The sequence below is a fragment of the Pseudobdellovibrionaceae bacterium genome (assembly GCA_020635075.1).
Taxonomy (GTDB): domain Bacteria; phylum Bdellovibrionota; class Bdellovibrionia; order Bdellovibrionales; family UBA1609; genus JADZEO01.
The window spans coordinates 527,977-553,817 of record JACKAM010000003.1 but is presented as its reverse complement, the minus strand read 5'-3'; the positions used below and the strand labels follow the sequence as shown (position 1 = coordinate 553,817).

General features: G+C 49.0%; 19 protein-coding genes. 17 read left to right on the top strand and 2 right to left on the bottom strand.

The genetic code is table 11. The annotated features are described in order from the left end of the window. Positions 1-4 precede the first annotated feature (4 nt). From H6624_17125 to H6624_17105, 5 genes are all read left to right on the top strand, one after another. Positions 5-733 (top strand): hypothetical protein, encoded by a 729-nt coding sequence (locus tag H6624_17125; protein MCB9086070.1) that lies wholly within the window; start codon positions 5-7, stop codon positions 731-733. Then, positions 717-2,027: a glycosyltransferase family 2 protein gene (locus H6624_17120; protein ID MCB9086069.1), complete on the top strand. Its 1,311-nt coding sequence runs from the start codon at positions 717-719 to the stop codon at positions 2,025-2,027. The genes H6624_17125 and H6624_17120 overlap by 17 nt, the downstream gene beginning before the upstream one ends. Continuing rightward, entirely contained in the window at positions 2,028-4,007 is a 1,980-nt protein-coding gene (locus H6624_17115) for a hypothetical protein (protein MCB9086068.1), read from the top strand. After that, positions 4,007-5,005: a hypothetical protein gene (locus tag H6624_17110; GenBank protein MCB9086067.1), complete on the top strand. Its 999-nt coding sequence runs from the start codon at positions 4,007-4,009 to the stop codon at positions 5,003-5,005. The genes H6624_17115 and H6624_17110 overlap by 1 nt, the downstream gene beginning before the upstream one ends. 72 nt (positions 5,006-5,077) lie before the next feature. Next, positions 5,078-6,406, top strand: coding sequence for a PLP-dependent transferase (locus tag H6624_17105; protein MCB9086066.1), 1,329 nt, complete (start codon positions 5,078-5,080; stop codon positions 6,404-6,406). Here H6624_17105 and H6624_17100 read toward each other — a convergent pair. Further along, entirely contained in the window at positions 6,392-7,210 is an 819-nt protein-coding gene (locus H6624_17100) for an MBL fold metallo-hydrolase (protein ID MCB9086065.1), read from the bottom strand. The genes H6624_17105 and H6624_17100 overlap by 15 nt on opposite strands. 168 nt (positions 7,211-7,378) lie before the next feature. On the opposite strand from H6624_17100, the gene H6624_17095 reads away from it, so the two are divergent. The 11 genes from H6624_17095 to H6624_17045 all read left to right on the top strand — a co-directional run bounded on the left by H6624_17095 (position 7,379) and on the right by H6624_17045 (position 24,079). Continuing rightward, positions 7,379-7,873, top strand: coding sequence for a hypothetical protein (locus H6624_17095; GenBank protein ID MCB9086064.1), 495 nt, complete (start codon positions 7,379-7,381; stop codon positions 7,871-7,873). 216 nt (positions 7,874-8,089) lie between these two features. Further along, positions 8,090-11,527, top strand: a complete 3,438-nt coding sequence (locus H6624_17090; GenBank protein MCB9086063.1) for a hypothetical protein — start codon at positions 8,090-8,092, stop codon at positions 11,525-11,527. Positions 11,528-11,593: 66 nt separating this feature from the next. Continuing rightward, positions 11,594-13,078, top strand: coding sequence for a DUF4080 domain-containing protein (locus tag H6624_17085; GenBank protein ID MCB9086062.1), 1,485 nt, complete (start codon positions 11,594-11,596; stop codon positions 13,076-13,078). A gap of 59 nt (positions 13,079-13,137) precedes the next feature. Continuing rightward, positions 13,138-16,137 carry a hypothetical protein gene (locus H6624_17080; GenBank protein MCB9086061.1) on the top strand — a complete coding sequence of 1,000 codons (3,000 nt, stop codon included), beginning with the start codon at positions 13,138-13,140 and terminating at the stop codon, positions 16,135-16,137. Next, positions 16,137-17,195, top strand: a complete 1,059-nt coding sequence (locus H6624_17075) for an FAD:protein FMN transferase (protein MCB9086060.1) — start codon at positions 16,137-16,139, stop codon at positions 17,193-17,195. Before H6624_17080 ends, H6624_17075 begins: the two co-directional genes overlap by 1 nt. After that, a complete protein-coding gene (locus tag H6624_17070; GenBank protein MCB9086059.1) occupies positions 17,192-20,449 on the top strand; it encodes a hypothetical protein in 3,258 nt (1,085 codons plus the stop codon). The genes H6624_17075 and H6624_17070 overlap by 4 nt, the downstream gene beginning before the upstream one ends. Before the next feature lie 447 nt (positions 20,450-20,896). After that, a complete protein-coding gene (locus H6624_17065; GenBank protein MCB9086058.1) occupies positions 20,897-21,859 on the top strand; it encodes a hypothetical protein in 963 nt (320 codons plus the stop codon). Beyond that, entirely contained in the window at positions 21,856-22,350 is a 495-nt protein-coding gene (locus H6624_17060) for an FMN-binding protein (GenBank protein MCB9086057.1), read from the top strand. Before H6624_17065 ends, H6624_17060 begins: the two co-directional genes overlap by 4 nt. Further along, positions 22,310-22,729 (top strand): hypothetical protein, encoded by a 420-nt coding sequence (locus tag H6624_17055; GenBank protein ID MCB9086056.1) that lies wholly within the window; start codon positions 22,310-22,312, stop codon positions 22,727-22,729. Before H6624_17060 ends, H6624_17055 begins: the two co-directional genes overlap by 41 nt. Beyond that, complete coding sequence (locus tag H6624_17050) at positions 22,716-23,129, top strand: hypothetical protein (GenBank protein MCB9086055.1); 414 nt, start codon at positions 22,716-22,718, stop codon at positions 23,127-23,129. Before H6624_17055 ends, H6624_17050 begins: the two co-directional genes overlap by 14 nt. Continuing rightward, positions 23,126-24,079 (top strand): RnfABCDGE type electron transport complex subunit D, encoded by a 954-nt coding sequence (locus tag H6624_17045; GenBank protein MCB9086054.1) that lies wholly within the window; start codon positions 23,126-23,128, stop codon positions 24,077-24,079. Before H6624_17050 ends, H6624_17045 begins: the two co-directional genes overlap by 4 nt. A 58-nt stretch (positions 24,080-24,137) precedes the next feature. Here the strand turns inward: H6624_17045 and H6624_17040 are convergent, their stop codons facing one another. Then, on the bottom strand, positions 24,138-24,746 hold the full coding sequence (locus H6624_17040) for a hypothetical protein (GenBank protein ID MCB9086053.1): 609 nt from the start codon (positions 24,744-24,746) through the stop codon (positions 24,138-24,140). Between the two features lie 210 nt (positions 24,747-24,956). Between H6624_17040 and H6624_17035 the strand changes: the two genes are divergently transcribed. Next, positions 24,957-25,799, top strand: a complete 843-nt coding sequence (locus H6624_17035; GenBank protein MCB9086052.1) for an aldo/keto reductase — start codon at positions 24,957-24,959, stop codon at positions 25,797-25,799. The last annotated feature ends 42 nt before the right edge of the window (positions 25,800-25,841 follow it).

The following is a 25,841-nucleotide window of genomic DNA, read 5'->3' as shown; positions in this document are numbered from 1 at the left end:
ATGTATGAAACTATCAAGAGCGCTAAAAGCAATAGATTGGGGAATCAATCCCATTGACCAGGTCACTCATGGACTGCCGGAATCGGATCTGTCCGTCATCGAAACTCCTGATTATCATACGGGGATGATGGTGTTAGGGCACTACTTACACGCTGGCCTGCAAAAGGGGGAAACCTGCGCACTGATTTCCTTTGATACTGCCGATACCTTCCTGAGTAACTTTCTCCTGTGGAATGTGGACTTTGAGAAGTTCCTTCTCGACGAGAAAATGTTCCTCCTCAACTACCGACCCAATTTTTCCTTCGAGGTTGGCCTGACCTACCAATATGACCCCATTTTTACTGAAATGGCACGTCTTTGCGGGGGAAAAATGCCGAATCGAGTGGCCATCCAGCAGGTGGACACTCTTATTAACCTGAATAATCTTACCCTGATGAATAACTCAGCCCAAAAGTTGGCACTAGCGGTTTTATCCAAGCAGATGGAGGGGACCAGTGTTTTAGGGCAGTATGTTCAGTTTGGCGATACGGTTCATCGCAATCTGAGCATTGCCTTTCAGAAAACTCTGCCAGCTTGTTTTTCCTTGTCTGAGGTGTCGGGTGGAAACCATCAGTTCGAGTTTAGAACTCTGAAGCTTCCCTGGTACGGATATTCCCGAACCCCTTTACTTCTTCAAATGAAAGAAGGGACGGGGTTTTCATTTGTGGAACAGGACCATGAGCAGGCTGCTTAGCACCTCCCTCTTGTGGATATGCGTATTGGCTATCGTGGGGAGTGTTGTCGCTGGGTTTGTGCCAAATCAGGCGATAGATCAGACGATTCAACTGATCCTGGCGTTTTACCTTTCGGTAGTGTTCTTTAGGGCTACGTTTTTCTTTTTTGGCTCTTTCCGAGAGAAGGTCGAGGATTATCTTCTCGATCGCCTGCCTTCAACTGAATATGCAAAGCCCATGGTTTCAATTATCGTTCCTTGCTACAACGAGGAAAAAGTCATCGCCAATTCGTTGAACAGTCTATTGAATTTGGATTACCCATTTTACGAGATTATTGTCGTCAATGATGGCAGTACCGATTCGACGGCGGCAATTGCTGAGATGGTTGCGGGGACGGCCTATAAATCATCAATTCAGGTGATCAGTCAGGTCAATCAAGGGAAGGCTGCCGCTCTTAACAACGGTCTGATGCACGCAGTTGGAGACGTGATTCTCTGTGTGGACGCGGATTCAAAGATTCTTCCAGGGTCCCTAGAGGCAGGTATCAGACACTTTCGTGATCCCAAGGTTGGGGCTGTTGCCGGGTTCGTGGAGATTGCCAATCAACAGAATTGGCTTCTCCAACTCCAGCAGTTGGAGTACTTGGTGGGACTGAATTTCTCGAGGCGAGCCCTTTCATTTATGGGAGTTGTTCCAATAGTTCCTGGTCCAGCTGGGTTGTTTCGTCGTCGGGCCATTTTTCAGGCGGGAGGATTTCAATCCAAGCATCACATGTATGCCGAAGACGCCGAGCTCTCTTTGAGAATTTTGGCCGCCGGCTGGAAAGTGAAAAGCGAAGAGGACTTGGTGGCGGTTACCGAGGCACCGGAAGCCATCATGCCCCTTTTGAGGCAGCGGTACCGTTGGAATCGGGGCACATTCCAGGCCCTGATGCTCAACTTGAAATCGCTTCTATTCAGGTCGGGCTGGCGCGGAAAGTGGGTCGGAGGATACCTTTTCACTGAATCGGCAATTACGCCGGTTGTGAACTTCTGTTTGATACTCTATTTTCTGACCTTCTTTGTTCGCGAGGCGGGACTCCATTTGTTTTCAAAGTGGTATCTTTACCTTCTGGCGGTTGATATTTTGACGACGATTATTGCCGTTCATGGAAGAGGAAATACTATTCGCTGGATATTTTTGACCTTTCTGAACAAAGTGGGATTTTACTATATGCTCCTGACCTGGCGCATTTTGAGTCTGATTGAGGAATGGCAGGACAAGGACATGAGTTGGGACAAATTGGAACGAACCGGACACATGGGGAAAGTGTAAATGAGCTTCAATTGGGAATTCATTCTAAGTTTTACTTTGGCCTTTGGCTTGGTTTTCGTCATTTTCATGACTCTAGGGTTTTACATTAGTTACAAACGTGATCAGAGGCTAAGGAGAAATGCGATTCCAGAGAACCCAACGGAAGGCCGTTACTTTACTCGATTTTTGCCCGAAGAAATCGCTTCCCGGTATTCCTCTAATGACTGGAAAGAGGAATTGGAAGGGGAGCGTAAGTTGCAGAAAAAGATTAACCGGGCTGTCGTGATTGTTCCATTTGCTTTGTTCCTGGCCATTGGTGGTTACTTCTTGGTCGCCCACAGGGATCTTCTGTTTGCTCCAGTAAGCCTGACCGAGGGCGAGATTTCGGGACTTCAGGGGAAGCGCTATGATTGGACTGGAGAGGTGAGTCCCACCGTGCCCCAGTATGTGAATTTGTATGATGACCTAAAGAGTTACACCATAGCCTTAGTTTATGACGAATCCGATTTGGACTGGAAGCCGGATGGCCATGTGAAGAATCCGACGATGGAGCAGAAATCTGGTTGGATGGCATGGGGCGAGGGCCTTGGCATTAAGGTTGTCGAGTGTTCTTGGAGTAAGTTGGACAGGTTTTGTGGAGTGGGCGTGAGCTCAACAGTTTTCGTCATTTTGCCGGGAACGTGGAGGGAAAATCATCTTAATCAGATCATCCGCTCGGGAGGGCGAATTTTGCTCGTTGGGGCGCCCAGGCAGTTGTACAGTCAGCCTTTGGGGTACTATCAATGGCATGGTCTGAAGTTCTCTCGTGAGGATTTAGGTCGTCAGGATCTTTTGGTTCTCAGTGGGGATAAATCTCTGACTCTTGGGTGGGATGCTGGAACAATCGTTGATGTGCCGGCTGTCATGCGTGGTTACGTTGTGGAATCGTCCCATTCTCAGGCCTATCGAATCGCAGGTATCGGCGAAGTCCGGGGTAAGATGACAGCGGGGTTAGCTGGTGCTGTCGATGGCAAGGGTCGGTGGACCTGGTTGGACTACCACCCTTTGCGAAGCGGTGGCGGTGAAATCCAGTCTCGGCTGGTGGAGGGTCTAAATAGCTCGGTGTTCAGGTTTTTGTTAGGCGAGCCCTATGGCAACATTGCAACCTGGCCCGGAGGTTCAACAGTCGGCGTTTTGGCGACTCTTTCTCTAACTGAAGCGTCGAAAGAAGCCCGGCGCTTCGTCGAAGATTGGAAGTCCAAGATTCCACTGAGCCTCTATTTGACGGCGGGAGTTTTGGAGAGTGAGAGAGATTGGATTCACAACAAGTTGACGGCATTGGACATCAACTGTCAAGGTAGTCCCACCGAAATTGTCGATGGGCAAGGTGTATTGATGCAAGCTCAGGCGATGCTATTATGTCGCAAGATCGCCTCGGAACTGGTGGACGTCACCGCCCATGGGTACCGTCCCTATGGGGATTTGATGAATTTGGATGTGATAACGGCCGCTCAGTTAGCCGGATTTGATTATGTATTGGCCGGGCCACACTGGCAGCTGACGCCAGATGTTCAGGTTGATCTTAGTTCTGGAACACGGATGGTTCGTATTGGGCGAGTATCCCGAGATGCTCATGCATACTTTGGGCGGGAGCAGATGTCCATAAGTGATATCAAGCAGGCTGTACAGAAGGAACTGGATTGGGCCAACAGCTTAAATGGGATGTTTATTCTCTCACTTCAAGATCAGTACCTTTCCAGGGAATATCACAAGGACTTTGTTCAATTTGTTGACCAGTGGGTGAGCGAGAAAAAGAATTTTGTGTACCTAGCTACGACAGGACAAATGAACAAGTGGTGGAGAGTTCGCGGGCACCTGCTGCGCGGAATTAAGATCACAGAAGAGGAAAGAAAAGAGTTTCGGCCTCATTGGATTCAAGTCAATTCGGCCGGGGAATTGCGTACGGAACCGTGGACTCCAGGTCGGACAATTTCCTCAAACCAGGGCGGGGCTAATAAGTAGTGATTTCTGCAATCGGAGATTCCATCCGGACTCTCATCGGCGTGACAGCAATGTTTGTCAGCGTTCAGGGCCTGGCTGATCCCCTTGTTCAGAGCATTGACGGCTACGGCTTTCAGACCTCAGATGAGTTTCAGTATTTGTCGGTCAATTACACCTACGACAATTCCTGGGGAGATTTGTTTTGGCCCTACGGGTACGAGCCAGAAACCGGACAGGGGTGGAATTTTAGGGCGGAAGGCAGCCTATTGGAGAGGGATCAGTTTACAGCGGAATCCCGATCTTTTTTTGGAGGCTGGTCGAGGAAGTTTTCTGCGCAGAGATTTTTGAGCTTTGAGATGGGAATTAGCCATTCGGAGACAGAATTTAATAATGTCCGCCAGCAAGGTATCACCCCAGTCGGGTCTTTTAAGTTTGAGTCCCACCTGTTAGATCCGGATTTGTGGATTCGCCTCCGCGCGGGAAGAGAGAGAACCGGGAGCCAGACTCTCCAAAGTCAGGGGGAGCTGGGCGATCTCTACTGGAGCCATCTGCAACCGGAATTCCTTTGGATTTTGCATGAAAACTGGCGACTCGTCTATCGGGGTGATTTGGCTTGGTTTAAGGATGGCAACCGGCACCACAACTCGGACGCTGAATTTCTCTATGGGTTTTCCATGGACCCGTGGATTTGGTTTGGAGTAGGAGGAACCTATTCGAGTTTTTCAGAGAACAAGTCCAACTATTATAGTCCTAGGTATTTTCATTCCTATGGCCCTCGAGGTCAGATGAGCTACTCATTTCAGGGGGGAACACTTGTTTGGTCACTTGGGGGTGGGATGAATTGGTTTCGCGAAGAAGATCGAAACACAAGTACGGGTCACTATGTCCTCACTGCTTTGCAGTATGGCGAGAGAGATGCGAGGCATTTGCGCGTCTATTACGAAGATATTTCATCCAGGCAGGGCGGGACGGTTTGGACCAGCCGCGGTGGCGGTATCAACTGGGTCTGGCCATTCTAAAAAGTGCATTGGTCCTGGAGGATTAGCAAAAAATATCGTAGAGTCTGCCAACTTAAAAAAGGCTGGGTTTAAATGGGTGATAAGGAAAAGAAAAAGAGGGATGAAGCACTTGGAGAAGAAGCGGCCGCTAAGATCCCCAGTGGCTACAGACTCTCAACTCAACTGATTCATGGGCAGTTTTCCACTTCGGCTTGGGATTTTACTCATCACCTTAATCCTCCTGAATCGGCTAGCACCACTTTCAGGCTGGAATCACTTGAAAGGGGAGCCCAAGGGTTTTTGAAATTTGCCTCGCCAGATGAGGATCCTAATTCCCCGCCCATCTTAATCTACGACCGCCTGGATGAGCCTAATATTCTAATGTTGGAAGCCCGATTGGCAGTACTGGAAGGTTCCCAGTGCTCTGTTTCTTTCGGTAGTGGAATGGGTGCGATCGCCACATCTTTGTTGGCTCTTTGTCAAACGGGGCAAAAGATTGTCGCCCACAGGACTTTGTATGGTTGTACTTACAGTTTAATGACCAATTGGCTTCCTCGTTTGGGTATTCACAGTCGCTTTATTGACATGAATTCCGCTGAGGACAGGTCGTGCCTAACGGATCCTGGAGTTCGCGTGGTCTACTTTGAAAGTCTGACCAACCCGAACTTGGAGTTGATTGATCTTCCTCAGGTGGCAAAACAGGTTAAGGAGATAAACAAGAACCGACTGGAAGAAGAACAGATTTTGATTATTGTCGACAACACCTTTCCCACGCCCATGGGCTTTCGTCCTCTTGAGCATGGTGCGGATTTGGTTATTCAAAGTTTAACCAAGAATATTTCTGGTTTTGGCACTGCCATGGGTGGGGCTATTATGACGCCCAAAAAATATGAAGGGATGCTAAAAGCGGCCAGAAAGGATTTTGGTGCCATTCTCAATCCCAAGTCAGCTTGGCAGATTATGACCTACGGGGTATCCACTCTACCCATGCGCATGGCGATTCAGCAAGAAAACGCAATGAAGGTGGCGCAGTTTTTGGAAAGCCATCCAAAAGTGGAGAAGGTGGTATATCCTGGACTGGAGAGCTATCCCCAGAAGGACCTCGCCCGCGCTTTGCTTAAGTCCCCGGATGGTCAATTTGCTCCAGGTTCAATGGTTTCCTTTCAGCTTAAGGGTGAGATGGATAGGTGTGAGAAGTTTGTCGACCATGTTGCCGAACACTCCTACGCCATCACTCTTGCGGTTAGTCTGGGTGTCAACAAGACCTTGATTGAAGTTCCAGGTTACATGACTCATGCTCCAATTCCCAAGGACCACCAGGTGGATTCGGGGATTGATCCAAGGGGAATCAGGCTGAGCCTTGGACTTGAATCAGTCGATGATTTAATTAGCGACTTAAAGAAGTCTTTAGAGATCGTCTGATCTTTTGGAAAACGCAGTTAACTCACTTGGGTCATGGGAGCAAAAGACATCGATATCCTTACTGCCTTCAATCAGTTGGTGAAGTCGGTTTTGGTTTTCCCAGGCGATCCGTCTATTTGCATGAATCGTATATCGTAAGTACTTGAGGCCGAGAGGGAGTTGTTTTGGATCGTAAAGCTCCATTCGGTCGTAATAGCTATCTCCTGCATGGAGAAGCCACTTATTACCTACTTGAACAGCAATTCCCATATGGCCCATGGAATGACCAGGGAGAGGTACCAACAGAACTTCAGGTGGAAGACCAGGAATATCACGAACACACTGAAATCCCTGCCAGTTTTCTCCATTAGACAATTCATGAAAAACCCAACGGGGTTGATGAGTGAATTGGCTCGGCCGATAGCGTTGTTTGCCCTGCAAGCCCTTGCGGGATATTGATGCTTGCCATTCTGTTTTCAGAACATGAACCTGTGCGTGGGGAAAATCACTGAGTCCACCAGCATGGTCTAGATCCAAGTGGGTGACAACTATGTGCCTGACATCCTCACCCGTAAATCCAAGGTTTTGAATTTGGTAAAACGCTGTCCCACCCAATTTACGTCGCCAACCGAATAAGTGAGAACTAAGTCCTAATTTCTCTGGGTGTTCAACGTCCTGAGTCCCAAAGCCAGTATCGACCAGAGTTAGTCCCTGAGCAGTTTCAATCAAAAGACAATGGCAAACCATCAACTCAGGTACCAACCAGGGGAAATGTTTACCGCCCAGGGGACACATGGTTCCACAGTCCAAATGATGAATCTTCATGGTAGCTCCGACAACAGTGGTCTGGCTCCATTGTGACACAAAAAGAGCAAAGTGCTCACCCTCAAAATATGTAGAGCGTCAATTTTAATCTTAAGAAATGGTCAACCCTGGACGACAACCAAGTTTGTTGCCATGATAGCCTCATTAATCGCAAGGAGGCGAATCGGTATGTTGGCACAGATCTTTACACTCGCGTTTTTGTCCATAGGTTTATCATTTTCAGCCTGGGGTGCGGCCAGGGCGATTTTCATCCCCGTTCCTCCAGAGCAGGCTCTTCTCGTGGTCCAGACGGTGAACATGGACACCGGCGCTATGGACAATGACCCTCATGTTCTCTATGACTTGTTGAATGTCCCAGAAAATACTCTTCCCAGCGGTGATAAAGGCAAGATTCTTGAGACCGCCGACAAGAGCGTGTTGCTCACCTGTATCGAACGTCCCTCGGGGAATCGCCAGTGTCAGTTTCACGTTAAGGACTCCGCCTTTTCGAAAATTGACAAGAGTACAAAACGATTGGGTTACTATCGGGAGGACGGAGAGGCCCAAAAGTGGTGGGATCAAGTGAAACCCACCGAGCAGGGAAAGCTTCTGTTTGTCACTAGTGATGGAAAACTGCAATTTTATGTGACTCCCAAAACTCTTGAAATCAACTATGAAGACTAGGTGAAGTCGAGATCCAAAGTCTGCCCTTGCTGGGCAGACAGGCTGTTAATGTTGCCTGTTCAACTAGTCGACAGTGTTTTATAAGCCCTCGATTTTAGAGGGTTTATTTGCGTTGAAAGTTCTCCACGAAACATCTTCCAAACCAAATCGACTTCCATCATTGCCTCCTGTTCGGCTAGGTTTTGTGCCTGGGTTATTTAAACATGAGGGGTGTGTATGGGTAGGCTTTTACAAGCGTTCCTGATTGCGGTTTGTCTGACTTCGTGGACCGCCCAGGGACGTCAAGTTCCTGAAGTTTCAGTTCCTGGCAAACGTGTGTCGCCCGAGTGGGTGACTCCAGCTCTCGTTCAGCAAATCGGCTTTCGCTTTGTGGACGCTCAAGGAAATCTTAAGGCGTTTGAAATAAGGAGCTTTCGGCAAGAGCTTGAAAAACGCCGCGAGGAGATCCGCGTTAATCTAGAACGTAACCTGACCTATCTGGAAGAAAAGAGTCCAGACAAGGTTGCCAAAAAAATTAAGAAGCAAAAGACCCTTCATTATTACGACCTCATCTTGGATTGGCTGGGTCAGTTGGAGTCCGGACGTCATCTGTCCTTTGCAGATAGGATTCGATTGATACGCAGGATCACTGATCTTGATGCTGCAGTAAAGAGTGATATTGATCCGGATAATACGGTCGTCCAAAAGCTGAGACACTTGCAGGCCTTTTCTCATCGCTATCGTATCAGTAAAAGCAAGACTCCATTGGGGGAGGCCGCAAATCTTGTAAATCCAGCGACCGGTCTTTACTTCAGTCAGGCTGAACTGGAGCAGTTGAAGGCCGAGGGTAAGGATCTGTCCTTGTTTGATCCTCCGGCCGATAACGGCGTTCTAGAGGTTCAGCAGGATGTCTCCAAAAATAGCCCGACGATCAGATTTATCAATGGCCAGAATCCTCTTCATCAGGGAATCGAGCTTCACTACCCGGCGGACAATAAGGTTTACTTTAAGGAAGTCCGCCATCGTCAATCAAAACCAAAACTCACCGTGTATTCACGAAAACCAGGCGGGAAAAAGCAGGAGTACAAACTCAAGCTGGCCATGGAGCTTCATGGTGAACCAACTTCGGCAGCTCTTTCCAATGCCTTGGGGATCTATTCTGATCTGACCCGCTACACTCGTGGAGTGAAGATGGTATTGGGCGAAGTCACCTATGAGGAGTTTAAAAGGGACTGGAACAGTTACTACAGTTCCTATGATTTGGATCGACTCATTGAAAAAAGAGGCCAAGACAGCGAGGGGAACTATGTCGTCTTTATTGATGGTCTTCTTGAGCCAGAACTGAATGAGAAAATCTTGAAGCGAGCTGGGCCCTGGTATTGGGGAGATGGGGATCACAAATACCGCCGAGAGTTTAGGGCAATGGCAATATTCAACTTATGGATACACAACACCGACCTCAAAGAAGGTGAAAATAACAAACTCATTCTTAAAATGCGGCCGGACGGGGACTATGATTTCTTCTATATTCAACAGGATCTGGGATTTTCATTCGGATATCTTTTTAGAGAGCGTCCTTCAGACTACCCCTGGGATATTGTCAGTCATGAAAACTCAGAAGAGGTAATTTTTAATTACCGAAGTTTTCAGCCTAACAGTGGTTTTGAACACGTCACCTGGGCAGATGCCAGATGGATGGTGAGAAAGATTGCTCAGCTAACTCGTCAACAAATCACGGAGGCGGTGGCCATCGGTAACTGGCCTCATCAGGCCCCTTACGACTACCAGGCCCTCTATGTGGAAAAGCTCATCGCTCGGCGAAACCAGCTGGTGAAGGCTTTCGGGTTAGAGGGGGCAAGAGACAAGTCAGGCGACCGCATTGGACTGCTTTCGGTGGACAACACTGTTGAAGAGAACGCTGTAGTATCTGAGAAGTGGGGCGTTCCCGGCTACACCGTCGACTTTTCCCCAGGCGTTCAGGCGCGAATCATTGACCCCCTTATGGCTAAGATTCAGCGCGGCCTAAAAGATGGGGCGATCAATTTGATCGGTGCAATTAACAGTGTCTCTTTGGAGCCCGACTGGTTTGGCTGGGATGAGGGAATGATTGCAAGGGTGATACTGAACATCAACCGGACAATCGTCAAAAACCCAATGGCAACCAGCAGTGAAGATGCATTCATTGTTCGTGATGATTTTAAAATTGGAGCCCGTTTGGGATATGGGCTTGTAGTCTCAGGCGATGTGGCTTACGTCAGAGGCTACTCCCTCATCTATCCGGCCTCGTCACGTGAGAGTGCCATGGAGGGACCGAGACACCTGTTGGATGTGATGACTGAAAGCTATGGGCAGATGCAGGACCGCCTGCCGAAGGGTCACATACTTATCCATGAATCTTACCTCGAGGGTCGAGGGCGCCTCAATCTAGATGCGGGCCCTATTTCAGTGGGATACGAAGCCAGTCTTTCCCGCTTTGACCTGAGTCGGTCCCTCATAAGCAGAAGAGATGACAGTCGTATATTGCTGATGGAAGACGAGAGCTTGTATACGGAAAGGGCTCAAAAGATTTACACGAAACTCTTGCTGTTGAAGATTACCCATTTGAAGTGGCACGACCAAAAGGGAGAGGTCAATCGAGATGCCTATGAGTTAGGTATTGAAGATGCACAACATGTGGACGACGTAATTTTTGCCAATGACTTTTCTGAAGTCAAAAAACGGGGTCTTCATAGGAAAATGAAGAGCGAATTCTGGGAGCGGGTGTCGAATATCAATCTTCTTGGGTTTTGGAAGAAAAAGAAGGTCATCCGTCGAGACTTGGTGGAGGTTTCTCGTCAGGACGATTCGGGTCGTTGGTTGAAAGATCGCACCAAACTGGTCGTCGACGTCGGGGCGCAACAGGCATGGCGCTTTGTGCAGGATGGGGAAGACCATATTAAGCGAATTCATTTTAGTTCTGAATTGAATGGAGATGAGCCGATCGATCCCTTGATGAAACTGTCCTTTATTCACATGGACAGGAACGCCACCATAGCTGAGCTAGAGTCTGGCTACCTGCCGTTTGTCGACGGCGTTGCTGGTGTGCTGGACTTTTTGGACTTTAGTCCACGACTTCACGCTAAGCAGGACGGCTACGGAGAGTTATTGGTGAACACAAGTATCGAATACTACGGTGAAGCCATACGCCGATTATTTGAGCTAAAGAAGGAAGATTTCAAAAATCTGTTGAAGTCACAGATTGAAGACAGAAAGATGGTGACGGTGAGTAGTGGAGAGAATGATAGGGAAGAGGAGCACTCGCTGTATCGAGGCAAGTGGTACACTACCCAGAGTATCGATTATGCGGTCGATCGGTTCTTCCGCTATTATGACGATATCGAAGCGGCTGCAGGCTTTACCGAACAAGTAGAAGCTCTCAATATCGCCCTCTACAAAGGAGCCGTTCGTGCTGGGGCTTCGTTTCACCCGGTCGTCTTTGGGGTTCTAAATCAGTGGGTGGGCGAAGAAAATCTCTTTCTTGAGTCCCACATTTCGGTTCCCGAAGACGTGGAGAACAAGTTTCCGGGACGAGTGACCTTTTATAACCGGATCGGTGAGCAGAGAAAGTTTTCCAAAGAGCGAGATCGTCTCCTGTTTGATTTGTCGGAGGCATTAGCGATTTACCAGGCTTTCTAGGTGAATCTGACAGGTGATGTGTAGGAATGACTTGACTTGTGGGGCCTCGGGCGGGAACCAGGGTCTATGATTGCTCTCTGCGCGGTAAATGCCACCTACCAATATCCGTCCTTGGGAATACGAAGCCTACTGGCCAATATGGGTGAGTTGGCCGGCCAGACCAGTCTCATGGAGTTTTCCATCAAGCGGGACGTGGAAGAGATTGTGGAGGCTATCCTACTAGCTCGTCCGGCCATCCTTGGCCTTGGTGTCTACATTTGGAATGTGGAGCACGTCACCCAGATCTGCTCACAACTTCGTGATTGTGCACCTGAGATACACATTGTCTTGGGTGGTCCCGAAGTCAGCTTTGAATGGGGGCAGCACCCCATATGCCAATTCGTCGATGTGGTGATTCAAGGGGAGGCTGATTTGGCTTTTGCTAGTCATTGCCGAGATTACCTGTCGGGGAGATGGTCGCCCAAGAGTGGTGGTGCTCAGGTGATTCCTGCAGCCTTGCCTGACCTCTCTCAGTTGAGGATGCCTTATCATCTGTACACTGACTCCGATCTGAGAAATCGGCATATAAGCGTCGAAGCTTCAAGGGGCTGTCCCTTCAAGTGTCAGTTCTGTCTGTCATCTTTGGATCGTAATGTCAGGAGCTTTCCCATTGATGCTTTTTTGGATCAAATGGAGAGTCTGCTCAATCGCGGCGCTAGAAACTTCAAGTTCATCGATCGAACTTTTAACTTGTCGCCGAAAGTATGTGATCGAATTTTGCGATTTTTCCTCGGCCACAAAGATAGAGGGCTCTTTCTCCACTTTGAAATGGTCCCGGACCGCCTACCCAGCGCGGTCAGGGAGTTGGTGGCTCAGTTTCCAGAGGGAAGTATCCAATTTGAGATTGGCCTGCAAACACTGAACGAGGAAGTGGCCCATCGAATACAACGCCATAATCAGTGGGGCAAAGTGGTCGAGAACTTCTCGTTTCTAACCCAAAAGACCCACGTACATATACATGCTGATCTCATCGCGGGCTTACCAGGTGAGGATTTGAAATCATTTGCCGATGGTTTCGACAGGCTGTTGGCTTTGAACCCTCATGAGATCCAAGTAGGAATCTTAAAGCGTCTAAAAGGAACTCCAATCGCTCAACACACTGAAGAATGGGAGATGGTCTACTCTCGGGTTGCACCCTATCAGGTGTTAAGAACGCGAACTATGTCCTTTGAAGATTTGTTGTGGATCAGCCGATTTGCCAAGTACTGGGATCGAATCTATAATAGAGGTCTCTACCCCAACGTGATTAAAATGTTGTGGGAATTGAGAGACCAGCGGCTTCATCCATCTTCATTTTGGCAGTTTATGGACTTGGTTAGATTCATGCATCGGCTGCACCCAACAACCTATGGACTTTCCCAGTTGGCTATGGTTCGTTCCATTGTGTCTTACCTACGGGATATCCATAGGCTTCCTGAGCATAGGGTCCTCGAAAGTGTAGCCACGGACTACCGGGCGAAGGGGTTAAGGGAGCTACCGAGATTTTTAAGAGTGCCTAGAGGGGGTGCGTAATTCGTATTTTAGATCAATATCATTCATATAGCTTTTGAATTTTGGTAGTATTTTGAATCATGTTTTCAGGACTTGGTTCAACCCTTCTGACTGTTCGGGTTCCCATAGTGATTTTAATCCTAGGTATTTTTGCCTCTATGGTAAAGATCTTTGGAGTCCCGTCGGACATTGGATCCTCAAGCGAAGAAGTGCAAACCAAAACTGCTGGGTCGAGCTTGAGTGCAAGCAAACCGTGGAGGCGAGATCTGGCCCCATCCACAGATGGTTGGGGGGCTTCTGAAATTGAGCAAAGACGGTTGCGACCATTTCGAGTTCTAGCTCAGGAGTCCAAAGCATTTGTGTCCCTTTTGGGCCGGGAAGCTTTTCCTGGTCGTCAGATTCTGGTCTTTGATCTTGCGTCTCCGACCAAGCAAAGGCGAATTGAGGTTGGATTGGGTCCCGTGGGAATGGCACTGCACCCGAACGGTCGCCATCTGGTGGTTGTCAACCGGTTTTCTAACTACGCATCAGTCATTGATACGGAATTTGAAAGGGTCGTCAGCGAGTTCCCAGTACCATTCTATTGCGAGGAGGTGGTGATATCTTCTGATGGAGATCGTGCCTATCTGAGCAATTTTTTTCTAAATCAGGTTTTGGTGGTGAATCTTTCGCACGACTGGGATGGCTTGCTCGTAGGAAAGGTCCACAAGGTTGGTTTGACTCAGGAATCCTTCTTTGGCCATCCGGTCCGTGAAGAGACCCATTGGCACCGGTGCGATTTCTGTGGGTGGAGAAGCCAAAAGGAATCAGTGTGTCGGCAATGTGGTCGCTCGATGGTTCCATATGTGGAGGATATCTGGAGTTATTCTACGAACCGTGTGGCAACCGTATTGCGAGGTCGTTGTGGAACAAGCGATTGTCATTTAAGTACCAGGGCCGGGTTCTATGCTGGACCAGATGAAGCCCAGCTTTTCCTATCGGCCAAAGCCTACTCCTATCCACAGCGGCCCACTCAGAGTCCAATCCTAAAAACGGTAATACCCACTGCCATAGGTGGTTGGGCCGACGACTTAGGAGGTAAACATCATCCCGGAGGGATCGTTTTCCAGAAGGACAGCGATCCAGACTACCAATCTATTGCCAAGTGGATTGCCCTCGGACAGGATGGGCCGGGCGTGGCTGTGGGTAACAAGCCTCGAAATATGGCCTTGTCTGAAGATGGAAAGGTCCTTTACGTTGCCAATACCGGATCTCAGGATATTTCAGTAGTCGATACGGTCAAGTTGCGCGAAGAAAGAAGGATTTTTCTCCGGTCCCCAGTAAATGATTTGATCGTCTACAAAGATCACCTTATTGCAACAACTCTGGGAATTGGCTCGGGACACCCTAAAAAGCGGCATCCCGGCAGGGAGTCTTTGGACCCGGCAGCTACAGAGACAGAATTTACCTTGTTTCGAGACCATAGAACGGGCAAGCCTTTACCTTTAGAATCCCAACATCCCCTAGGGCCTTATGACAATGTAGACGGAACATTACAGGAGAAGTTTCGTGACATAACTAACGATGTCGTCGTGGTAAGAAGTTCAGCAGATCGAGCAACCTCCTATGTCAGTTCCGACCAGTTTACGCGCTATACTTCTGATACCTTCGAAGCTCTATACGGTGACAAAAAAGGAGATGTGCCGAAAAATCTCATGAAAGTCGTTGGCGCCTTCCCTGAACAAATTAGACGCAAGGAGGATCGCCTCTATATCACCATGGCCGGCACTTTTCAGATCCAGGAGTGGTTCATCTCTCGTGGGCAAGGGCGAGTTTTACTTGAACCAAAACGGGTTTTTGATGCGGGATTCAAGCCAGTAGGACTTGATGTCATGGGAAATCTGTTGATTGTGGCTAACCAATTGGGCGATTCCATCTCTATTGTCAACTTGGACTCGGGTAACAGCCTGGAGTACCCCGTTGCCTCATCGGGGCCGAAATTTCCAGCTACCGATTTCGAGCGCGGTGAGTTTTTTGTTCAGACGAGTGTTTTTTCCGTAGATCAGGACCAGAGTTGTGTGCACTGTCATTATCGGGATACTTCGGATGGAAAGAGGTGGTCAGTAAGTCAGGTGATGGGACAAAGTCGGTCAGGGGAAGAAAGAACCGGTGGATCTCGAGAGGTTCCAGATATTAGGAACCTGGCGGGTGAGGTTCCTTTTTTTCTGGAAGGAATTCTTTCCATTGATGAACCCCTTACGATGATGATGGAGCACAATCCACTTATTGATTTCATTGACACGACTCCCTCTGGTGATTACCGAAACGTGTTTGCCAGCCGTGACGAAGTTGGCGCCTATCAGAAATCTGCCGATTCAATTGTGGTAGCAACAACCGCTGCCTTACGGGGGGGGGCGGCGACACTGGCTGATCTTGCTAAGCGGCGGGATCTTCACTTTCGAAATGTATCCCGAAAATACCTCGGAAGCGAATTCACCATGCGTGAGTTTCAAAGGTTCATTGGGATTTATCAGAAGAATGAATCGAGAATTCTGCCCAATCCAGTGGATCCGGAGGATTTGATGGTAAGAATTGGTAGGAACCTTTTCAATAGTCCGATCGTCGGTTGTGTGGGCTGTCACCCGTCTCCCGGATTCACCGACAAGACCAACGTGTTTAACTCAAACAAATCATTTCCACCCCTGGTGACTCCCACTTTTCGGGACAACATACATACATTGGTCAGTGCCGATCGGTTAGACTCCCTCTTGGGATATGTTCGTGATTGGGATCGCGAGGATTTGGGTCGACTTGAGGAAAATGAAGGCTTCTTTGTGGCACCATCACTGCGAAGCCTTTGGGCCCGGCCTCCAGTTTTTCTACACCATGGGAGAGCCGTGTCGTTAAGGGAAGTAGTGGCAGTTCCTGAGCACCTGGCATTGAGGCCCTTTGCTGGCGCCCGTAGGGATATTGATCGTCCTGACCAGTGGGAAATAGGATTGAATGAGCTTAACGGCGTACCGGATACTCACGGTGTGACTTCTCACCTGTCTATTTGGGAAGTTGAATGCCTATTGAAGTTTTTGGAGTCGATTGAGTGATGGCGAGTTTGAGATTGAGTCTAGTCCTTATCCTGCTTTTGAATTCGGAGTTGGTTCAAGCCAAGGGCCTGTTTTTGTCTGCTGAATCCGTGGAGGCCACTGAACACGGGCAGTTGTTGTCTGTATCGCGTCCTGCAATGGGAACGATTTTTACCATAATGACTTGGGCAAAGGAGGCACAAAGGGAGCGATCTATATCCACAATCAACAAAGCCTTTGAAGATCTGGAAAAGTATGAATCGAAGATAAGTAGCTGGCGCGAATCCAGTGACACTCATCGGTTGAACACTAATGGTTACAAAGAGAGAATCAAAGTCGGGTCTGATCTTGAGTATTTAGTTCATAAGAGCCAATTCTGGTATCAGCGCACGAATGGTGCTTTTGATCCGGGCAGTGGTCATCTCTATAAGTTCTGGAGTCGTCAAAATGGGAAATTGCAGCTACCCAAACAAGAGGTCATTGATCGAATAAGGACTGGGGGCGGGCTGGCCCAGATTGACGTAAATCAGCGTGGCATTCTCTTCTTGCAGCCCATGGTTAGACTTGATTTTGGCGGTATCGGGAAAGGAGCGGCTGCCGACAGGATTGCGGATTTATTGAGGTCATCTGGGGTGTCGAATTTTGTCATCGATGCCGGGGGAGACCTATCCGTCTTTGGACGCAAGGGTAACACGCCTTGGAGAGTTGGAGTGAAGGACCCTCGTCGAGCCGGAACCGTGGCCGTATTCCATGGTTCTGGTTCTTACTCTCTGGCAACTTCTGGGGACTACGAACGCTATGTTGAAATCCAGGGAAGGCGCTTCAGTCACATCGTTGACCCGCGGTCAGGGTGGCCGGTTCAAGAGATTGTCAGTGCGACCGTTCTTGCAGATCGATCAGTCGATGCCGATGCCCTGGCCACCGCAGTATCTGTATTGGGCATTAACGAGGGAATAAAGCTCATAAATGAAAGAGACAATACGGAAGTCCTTATTATTGACAAAGATGGTAGAGAGTATCTTTCGAAGGGATGGAAGAGGTCTGGATACCTTTTGCAGGTCGTCGGAGGCACGCCGTGAGAAAAGGAACTCGGCGCTGGGTCGCCTTATCCTCGATTGCAGTCACGGCCATAGGCTTAGGTCTTCTTGTTGGGAGATTTCTCTCTGACAAAAAAGGTAAGGAGCTTCGCGGTGAGTTTTCCCAAGTTGTTGTGCCGATATTTGAACGCAAGTGTGCAAGTTGTCATGGGGTGTCCGTCGGGACCTTTGAGAGTCAAAGGAACCACTATGAAGAAGCGCGACTGTGGAGATTTCCTGTCGATGATGAGAAAGGGAGGATTGTCAAAAAAGATACGCTTGACCAGGTCTACCTAGTGGCCACTGAACCCTACGGAGGGTCAGAATCCTTATCATCACCAGGACAGAGCCCCCTCGGAAACGAAGCCATTCCCCTGGCAAGCCCTATCTTGAGGCTTCCCTTGGTCAATCAGTACTCAGGAGGTGAGCCCCATCCGGAAGTCTTTGCAAACCCTAATGAAGAGGACTTCAAATCTCTTCTGGCTTGGGTGAGCGGGGAGCAATTGTTTCGGGAAATACCCTTGGTTGAGCTGACTAACGAGGAAGCCTACTTTGCCGATAAGATCGTTCCGATTTTGGAGAGAAAGACTTGTTTTGGCTGCCATTTGCCGACCTCGTTTAATGACCTAAAACTCGACCCGGGTATTCCGGCCTTGGAAGGTCGATACACCGCTGGGATCCATCGTAAGAACCGACGTGCGATGTTAGGGGACAACATTCAGTTGGTGAACTTGTCAGGCGAGGTCAGGCAGTCGCGACAAATTTTAAAAAATATACCAGTTGTGGAAGGAGGTATTCACCATAAAGGTGGGAATCAGTTCCTCAAAACTGGCGACCCTGATTACCTGCACTTGGTGGAGTGGCTTTCCCGTGAGAAGAAACGAACCGAAGCCATTGTTGACCACAAACTTGGAGAGGTTGGTGGATATGTCTTTGTCAGACGCTCCAGTCCCCTTCCACAGCGTTTTTTTGAGGACGATGATTTTCGGCCAGGCTCGGAACTGGTTTTTCGGAAAACTGATGGTGAGGAGTTAATTCTTTCTGCTCAGCTGGGACAAGCTGAGCTTCTTGACATAAGGGCACCGGAAGTGAGTTTTGACGGTACAAGTGTGGCCTTTGAAGTTAGGAACAGCTCCGCAGATCCAATAAACATTTGGGAAGTTAATCTAATCACCAGGGAAGCTCGGCAGCTCACTTTTTCTTCAGATCCCAAAATTCATTTTCGGGAGCCTCTCTACATAGCCAAATCGGTTTGGGGTAAGAACGTAGATGTCGATGATGTCGCTCTTGTTTTTATGTCCAACAGAGCCGGGGGCACTGCGGTCTTAAAGTCGGCCTACCTTGTTGGAGAAACTGAGGCCGGGTCAGCGAATGAGATTGTCGATCTGGAACGAACGGAGAAGAGCAACTGCTTTGAAGGAAGGACGGTCGAGATCCTTGATGGTGCCAATGCCGGGGAAGTCAGGCAAGTGGCTTCTAACGGGGACGGCCGCATTAGGGTTAAACGATCCTTTTCGCATCCGATTCGAAAGCATGTTCACTATGCACTAATAGACGAGGAGAGGGTGGGTAGTCGTTATGATCTTTATCGGATGGATTTGGCCCTCAAAGGAACCGAGAGAGACGCCTTCGCCAGGATCCACCAACTCACTCACTCCATAGATGGGATTCGACGGCCTACGAGAAGATCATCCGGTGAAATCATGTTCACTCTCATACGTGAAGGTTGGCAGGGGGGGAGGCCGTTCTACAATGGGGCGCAATTTAGAGTTCACATGGATGGATCTAATTTGCACACTCACAACGGCAACAGGTCTGGAGTGCCCATTCATTCCGACAATCGTGAATTACCCAATGGCCTTGAGGTTCGAATCGGGCGTTCTCCGGATTCCTATTGGGGTGGAATGCTCATGGTATCGGACCATCAGTTTGGTCCGACAATCGAGGAAAGAAACCCCTTGGATCTTCTTGATCATCCTGATTTGATGACGGGCCCCCCGGGAGCCTCTATCTTCAAATTCGTTCCGGGTTGGGTACGTCTAGGTCATGCTGGATACCGGGGAGTAAGCCCTGGTGGAGCCTATCGAGATCCCTACCCGCTTCCGGATGGAAGCATTTTGGTCGCCTACGCCAAAGGTCCAATTGATCTCCACGATCCTCAAGAGAGACCGAATTTTGACATTCTGAGGTTGATTCCAAAGCCGTCATTTCAAAACGAATCTGGTTTTGGGGCCGGAGACTTTGATCAGGAAGTTCTGGTTTCCTCTGACTCCAACGAACTTTGGCCCAGACCTGTCTTTCGGCGGTTACAGGAGATGTCACGCAAAGACCTCAAGAGTGACCATTCATTTTTCGGACCTCCGGTCCGAAAAATGGGTTTCTCCAGTTACGATTCCGGCGTACCCATTCTACTTCAAGTCTTTGATCTACCACTTTTGGACACTTTTTTTGAGCAGGTGACTCCTCATGGAGTGCGCAAGCTGGATCTGCCTCAAGTGGCAAATACAGGTCATGCAAGTCTGCCAGACGATATTGATTCGATTTACTACGCACGGATTATTGGTCGGCGTGATGAGCCGAATAGGTCCGATAAAACCTTCATTATTGGGGAAGTGCCGATTGAAAATGATGGTTCTTTCCAGGCTATTATTCCCTCGGGTGTCAACTTTGATATTCAGAGTCTCAATCAGTACCGCATGGCTCTAGCTTCGCCGAAAAGATGGCTCTATGGGAAGCCAGGGGAGAGGCATACTCTGTCGATCCCGAGAGTTCTATTTTCGCAAACCTGTGCTGGGTGCCATGGGTCCCTTACCGGTAATCCAATGGATACTTTCCGCAAGCCGGATGTGTTGACCTCGGCCTCTCGCACCTTAGCCATTTGGAACAAACAGCTGGGAGAAAAACAGGTGGCCCCGGAGTTCATCGGGTCCCTAAAGGCGAAGAGTTATCGTTCTAGTTTTGCCAATGACATTGTTCCTATTTTGAAAACCAAGTGTGATGGCTGTCATCGATCTGCTCAGGCGCCGAAGGCCGCAAACTGGGGAGATAGATCCCACTATTTAGTTATGCGAGATCTGGTGGACTGGCGAGAGGGCTTAGCCAAAAACAGCCGTCTTGTTGAGATTTTGATGGGCCGAAAGCTCAAGTCCAAACATAGAATGGCGTTTGACCGTGCCCATCCAAATTCCAATCCTCTCAATGAGGAGGAGCTTCTGAGGATTATTCGCTGGATAGATACTGGAGCCGAAGATGGGTAAGATGTCCTATTTTAAGAAATGGTTGCAGTCTTTTGTTGTAGTCGGTTTTGTTGTTGGCTTTGGGTACCTAGTTCAAAAAGGAGAGGTCAAGGCAACCTATCATTCCACGGCCAGGGGAGCACTGAAGAATTGTGGGAATTGCCATTCACAATCACTCCTTCAAGGGCACGGTCAAGAACACTTTCAGGTGACCCATGGAAAAGTTGCCCGACAAGAAAGGGGGATTTGTCATAGCTGTCACGAGGAACAGCAATGTCGTACCTGTCATGAGCGGGTTTCGCCTGAGTGGGAGAAGGAATCTGTCAGGTCGCCAGGGGACAGTGTTGAGTATCGCACCAAACATGCGGAGATATCCAGACAGCACCGAGACAGTTGCATGGAATGCCATGGTCCTCACTTCCAGACTCAATGTTCAAAGTGCCACACTCAGGAAGAGGGGTGGACAAAATGATATCATGGATCAAGTCCATATTCGAACCTCCGGAAATTATTAATATCAATGTTGAGAAGTCGACCACGGATGGAGGCCGCCACCATGATGTTGTGGAACTGTCTCCAGCTGAAATCATTCAAAAGGTCAAGGAAGCAGGCGTTCTGGGTATGGGAGGGGGAGAGTTCCCAGCACACCGAAAGCTCAGCCCGCGAAGGGTGATTGATTGGGTTTTGATCAATGGGTGCGAATCAGAACCAATGATTTCCTGCGATGATGCCGTTCTGAAAAAATATCGCCATGAGGTCGAGTGTGGAATGAAACTCATTATGCGGGCCGTGGGAGCTAAAAACGGAAAAATCGTGACCCGGGGCAATAGTTATGCCTCTGGGTACGAAAAGATCCTGGTCGAGGAGTTTGCTGCAATCAGAATTCCCAATCACCACCGACCACAAGACTACGGATATTTGGTGTTTAATGTTCAGACGGCCCGAGCGATTCATCAAGCCGTATGCCTTGGTCTGGCACAGCGAGCTCGGGTTTTGTCGGTTCATTGCGGCTGTACCAGGGGAGTTCGGAATGTCGAGGTAAAAATAGGCACTCGAGCGGAGGCTGTTTTTGAAGCATTGGGCTGCACATGCCAGATGACTCGAGTACTTATTAAAGACGGCTTGATGATGGGTCGACAGATCGAAGGGAGTACTGAAGTTCGCCCTGGGACCATAGGTCTGTTTTCCTTGCATTCAGAATCATTGGCAAGGGGGCCTGAACAAGTCTGCATCAACTGTGGCTACTGTGGTGACGACTGCCCGGTGGGCTTGGCTCCAAAACTGGTATGTTGGGATCAGAGTGGTGAGGCATGGGAAAAGTGCATCGAATGTGGCTATTGTGATTTCATTTGCCCGTCTGGGATTCGCCTGATGGAAAGAATTCGTCGAACTAAGTCCGAGGCGGGGCACTTGGGAGGTGAGGGCCATTGAGCTGGCGTAGATGGGTTGGTTATGCTTGCGGCCTTTTTTTGGTGGTTGGGGCCATGGTTTTATCTCGGCAGTACCTTGAAAAGTACAGCCTGATCCATCGAAGGGCTCAAAGTATATTGGGTGAGGGTATGGAGGTGATTCAAGCGCCGTCTGGCAAGATCTATCTAAATCGCAGCAAGGCTGTTTTGTTCTTTACTGGCCAGGGAATGCGAGCCCCCATTCGTGGTTGGCTCATTATTGATCGTAAAGAGGGGAACATTAAAGAAGTTCATTTAGAGACCAACATAGAGGGAATTGACCGGCAATTGGCCGGGATGAGGCCTTTACTTGATCAGTTCTTGGGTCGGGATGTTGACACTCCTGTTCTTGTCGATGTTGTAACTGGTGCGAGTATTTCATCCCAGTCTGTTATTGACGGCGTGAACTCGGCTCTTGCTGTGTGGAGGGAGTATGTGGAATCACTTTCTGCATTTTCTCAGGATATCCTTTGATCCTGTAGGCCCCAGTCCAAGGGACCTTTTGTTTGGTGGGCTAGCTGGAGTATTGATTGGACTTCAGGTTGTGGCGCCAGTCGACCCAAAATTGTGGACTGGCTTTGTTCTTGCCGGTGTTCTGGTCGCGGGACGATTTGTATGGATTTGGCTCATCCTTTCTTGGGTTGCGGGCGTTCTTTGTCCGAGTGAGAACTTTTTGGTTTACCTGGTGTCGGGAGCACTTATCGTCAATTGGAGGGGAGGCCTGATTGCTATTTGTGTTGCTTGGTTGACCATTCTGTCAAATCTGCATCTTCACCTGCCGATTGCCGGCGTTCTGCTGATCGGCGCGGCCATGGTTTTAGGATTTAAAAGGGAGCGACATGGAAGCCTTTGATGCCTTGTATGTAAGTCTCACTTTGGGAGTCTTTCATTCGCAGACCACAGAAAAGCGAAGGAGCCTGTTATGGATCTTGCCTGTTATCATGGGCCTGTTGACCCAGGTCGGTATTGATCATAGGGTGACCGCTGTTGTTGGTCTTGCTGTAATGTGGGTGGTGCCAAAATCCCGCTGGCCAATGGCTTTAGTCCTTTGCCTTCCATCCTATTCGAGCCTGTGGTCGGCCTTGTTCATTTCGGGATTGGGGTTCACAGTCAGCATGCTGTTAGAAAGAACCCAACTTTTCTGGGCATTCAGTATCCGCGAAAACCGTTTGACAGAATCAAGTCAAGTGTCTGCAAAACTAATGGTGTTGGGGCTAAGTTACTATTCACTCTATCCGGTGGTCTATCTATGAACAGAGGTCCCTTTATCCACCGAGTGTTGTCGACCAGGACTCTCATGTGGGTCGTCGTTTTTGCTCTTTCGCTGACGATCCCGTGGATATGGTGGCGGCATGGTGTTAGCGGAATGTTGTTATTGGCTCTAGCTATGGGGACGACAGTAACCCTGGACTTTTTGTTGAACAGATTTCGATTTGAATCAAGTTCCGTGGTTACCGGGTTTCTTGTAGCTCTTCTCCTTCCGGCTTATGCTCCACCTTGGTTGGCGGTGTTTGCGAGTAGTATCGCGGTCGTATTCGGGCGTTGGATGTGGGGCGGTTTGGGGAAAAACAAAGTCAATCCCGCAGTTTTTTCCCGAGTGGCAATTGTGGTTTTGTTCCCCCAGTGGTACCGCCCCCCACTTTCGATACTCGATACCGTGACTAGAGCCAGCCCCTTGGCAAAGGAAATGGGGAGTCTTCCCTATTCTCTAAGTGATTGGATTTATGGCAACCAAGTCGGTTCATTGGCCGAGGCCTTCCCCCTGGCGGTGTTTGGGGGAGGACTTCTATTGTGTTTCCTGAGGGTTGTCGACTGGAGGGTGCCGCTTTATTACCTGGCTTCGATCACTTTTTTTGTTCTTCTTCTTCCCGGGGGAGACCGAGTGATTGGACACGCGGATTGGGCGGTTGGCGATCCGCTGTTTCACATTTTCAGTGGGGGAGTTCCTCTGGCGGCGTTTTTCCTTCTGACTGACCCGGTAACCTCACCCTTTTGGCGTAAGGCCAGAATACGCTTCGCAGTTATTGCGGGTCTGGCGACAGTCTTCGTTCGTTACTACACTCCGTATCCTGATGGAGTTGGTTTTGCGGTATTGATCTGTAATCTGCTGGTGCCATTGTTGGATATCTTAGAGGGAAGGGGTACCGAAGCTCTTCCAGGGCCTGGAGCTAAACCCAAATCCAAAGTTTGTACTCTCCTCTAGTTTAGATGATTGAACTCACCCCCACTGCCAGAGCACCTGTGAAATGCCTTTAGGTAGATCAAGTAGGATAGAACCGAGCAACGACCTGGGCACCGTTTGAGATGTTGCGGCCGCGAATCTCAATCCACTTAAACTTTTTTGTTGGAAAGCCAAGTGCCGTCACCACTTCGGTGTAGATGGAGTCGAGCTCAATAACCTGAAAGCTATGGGAGGCACCTAAAGCAATGATTGCGCGAGCTCGGCAGCCACTGTCCTGGGTAATTGATTCCACCCTAAACTCCAAACTTGGGAGGTCGTGGAGAACTTCCTTGAGATCCGCGAGAGTCATGGAGAAAGCTTTGTTTCCCTCTGAAAGTTCTCCAACATCAAGTCTCTCACGGATTCCGGCCTTGATAAGGGGATGGGTGGGTTTGTACCAGTCCCGCTCCATGAGCCAATAGAAGTCGACCAAGAAGGCTTCACCGGCAGTCGAGTCCTCGTCAGCGGTCACCTTTTCAAAACGACAATCGGGGCTCATGGCCGAGTGGACAACGAGGATGTTTTCGTTGTTGTGGCTTTTTTCGAAAAAGAAAATGGGGACGCTATTGGCTGGGGCATAGGCTGCCGCCAAAGGGGCAAAGCCCAATGTAGCGAAAGGAAGGAATTTGGCGATGGCCTTTAAGAACACCTTCTGGCTCCTTGGTCAGGGGAGATGGACTTCAAGGAACGTGCCTGACAGGCGTGAATCTGGCAGAGCTGAGAGGCCTTTGACTGAGGTTGGGCAGGATTATCGGCCAAAATTGGGCGCGAAGTGGCCTCGGGCGGAAATGAATGGCGACCTGACAGTCGACGGGCATATGGTATAGGATGGACTGTTTTGTTCAAGGAGGAGAAGGGGATGGATTGTTTTGAAAGTCTTGGTGGAGTTCGTATTCCACTGCAAATTTATGGGACCGCATGGAAAAAAGAAAGAACGGCTGATCTAGTTGAACTTGCCTTGCGAAAAGGCTTTCGTGGAATCGATACTGCATGCCAACCAAAGCACTACAATGAACCCTTAGTTGGCGAGGGAATCCGCAGGGCCTACGAGGCTGGGTTAAGAAGATCGGATCTCTTTATCCAAACAAAGTTCACGCCCTTTGATGGGCAAGACCCCAATAACTGCCCCTATGATCCTAGCTCGTCGTTGGAAGATCAGATCAGAAAGTCGCTTTCGGTTTCTCTCGAAAACCTCGGTACCGAGTACCTCGATTCTTTGGTGCTTCACTCACCTTTGAGAACATGGCAAGAAAGTGAAAGGGCGTGGAGAGTTCTTGAGTGCTTCGTTGAAAATGGATCAGTTCGGCAACTGGGAATCAGCAATTGCTATGATCCGAATCTCTTTATGCGTCTTTTCCAAGAGACAAAAATCAAACCCTCTGTTCTTCAAAATCGATTCTATGAAGATTCAGATTACGACAAAGAACTAAGGGCATTTTGTAGTCAAAATGGAGTCTACTACCAGTCTTTTTGGACGGTGAATGCCAACATGCATATTTGGAAACACCCCTTTGTCATTGAACTGGCTAACAAATTAGAAAAGTCGCCGATCCAAATCTACTTTCGAGCCCTCATCCACGAAAAAGTTCACCCTTTATACGGAACAACGGACCCTGCGCACATGGAAGAGGTGATGGATCTGTTTAGTTTTTCTTTAGAGAAAGAGGAATGCGATCAGATTAGGGAATTGGGACGGTATTGAGAGATTTGCTCGCTGAGAGTCACCATGAAGCTTCTGACCAGT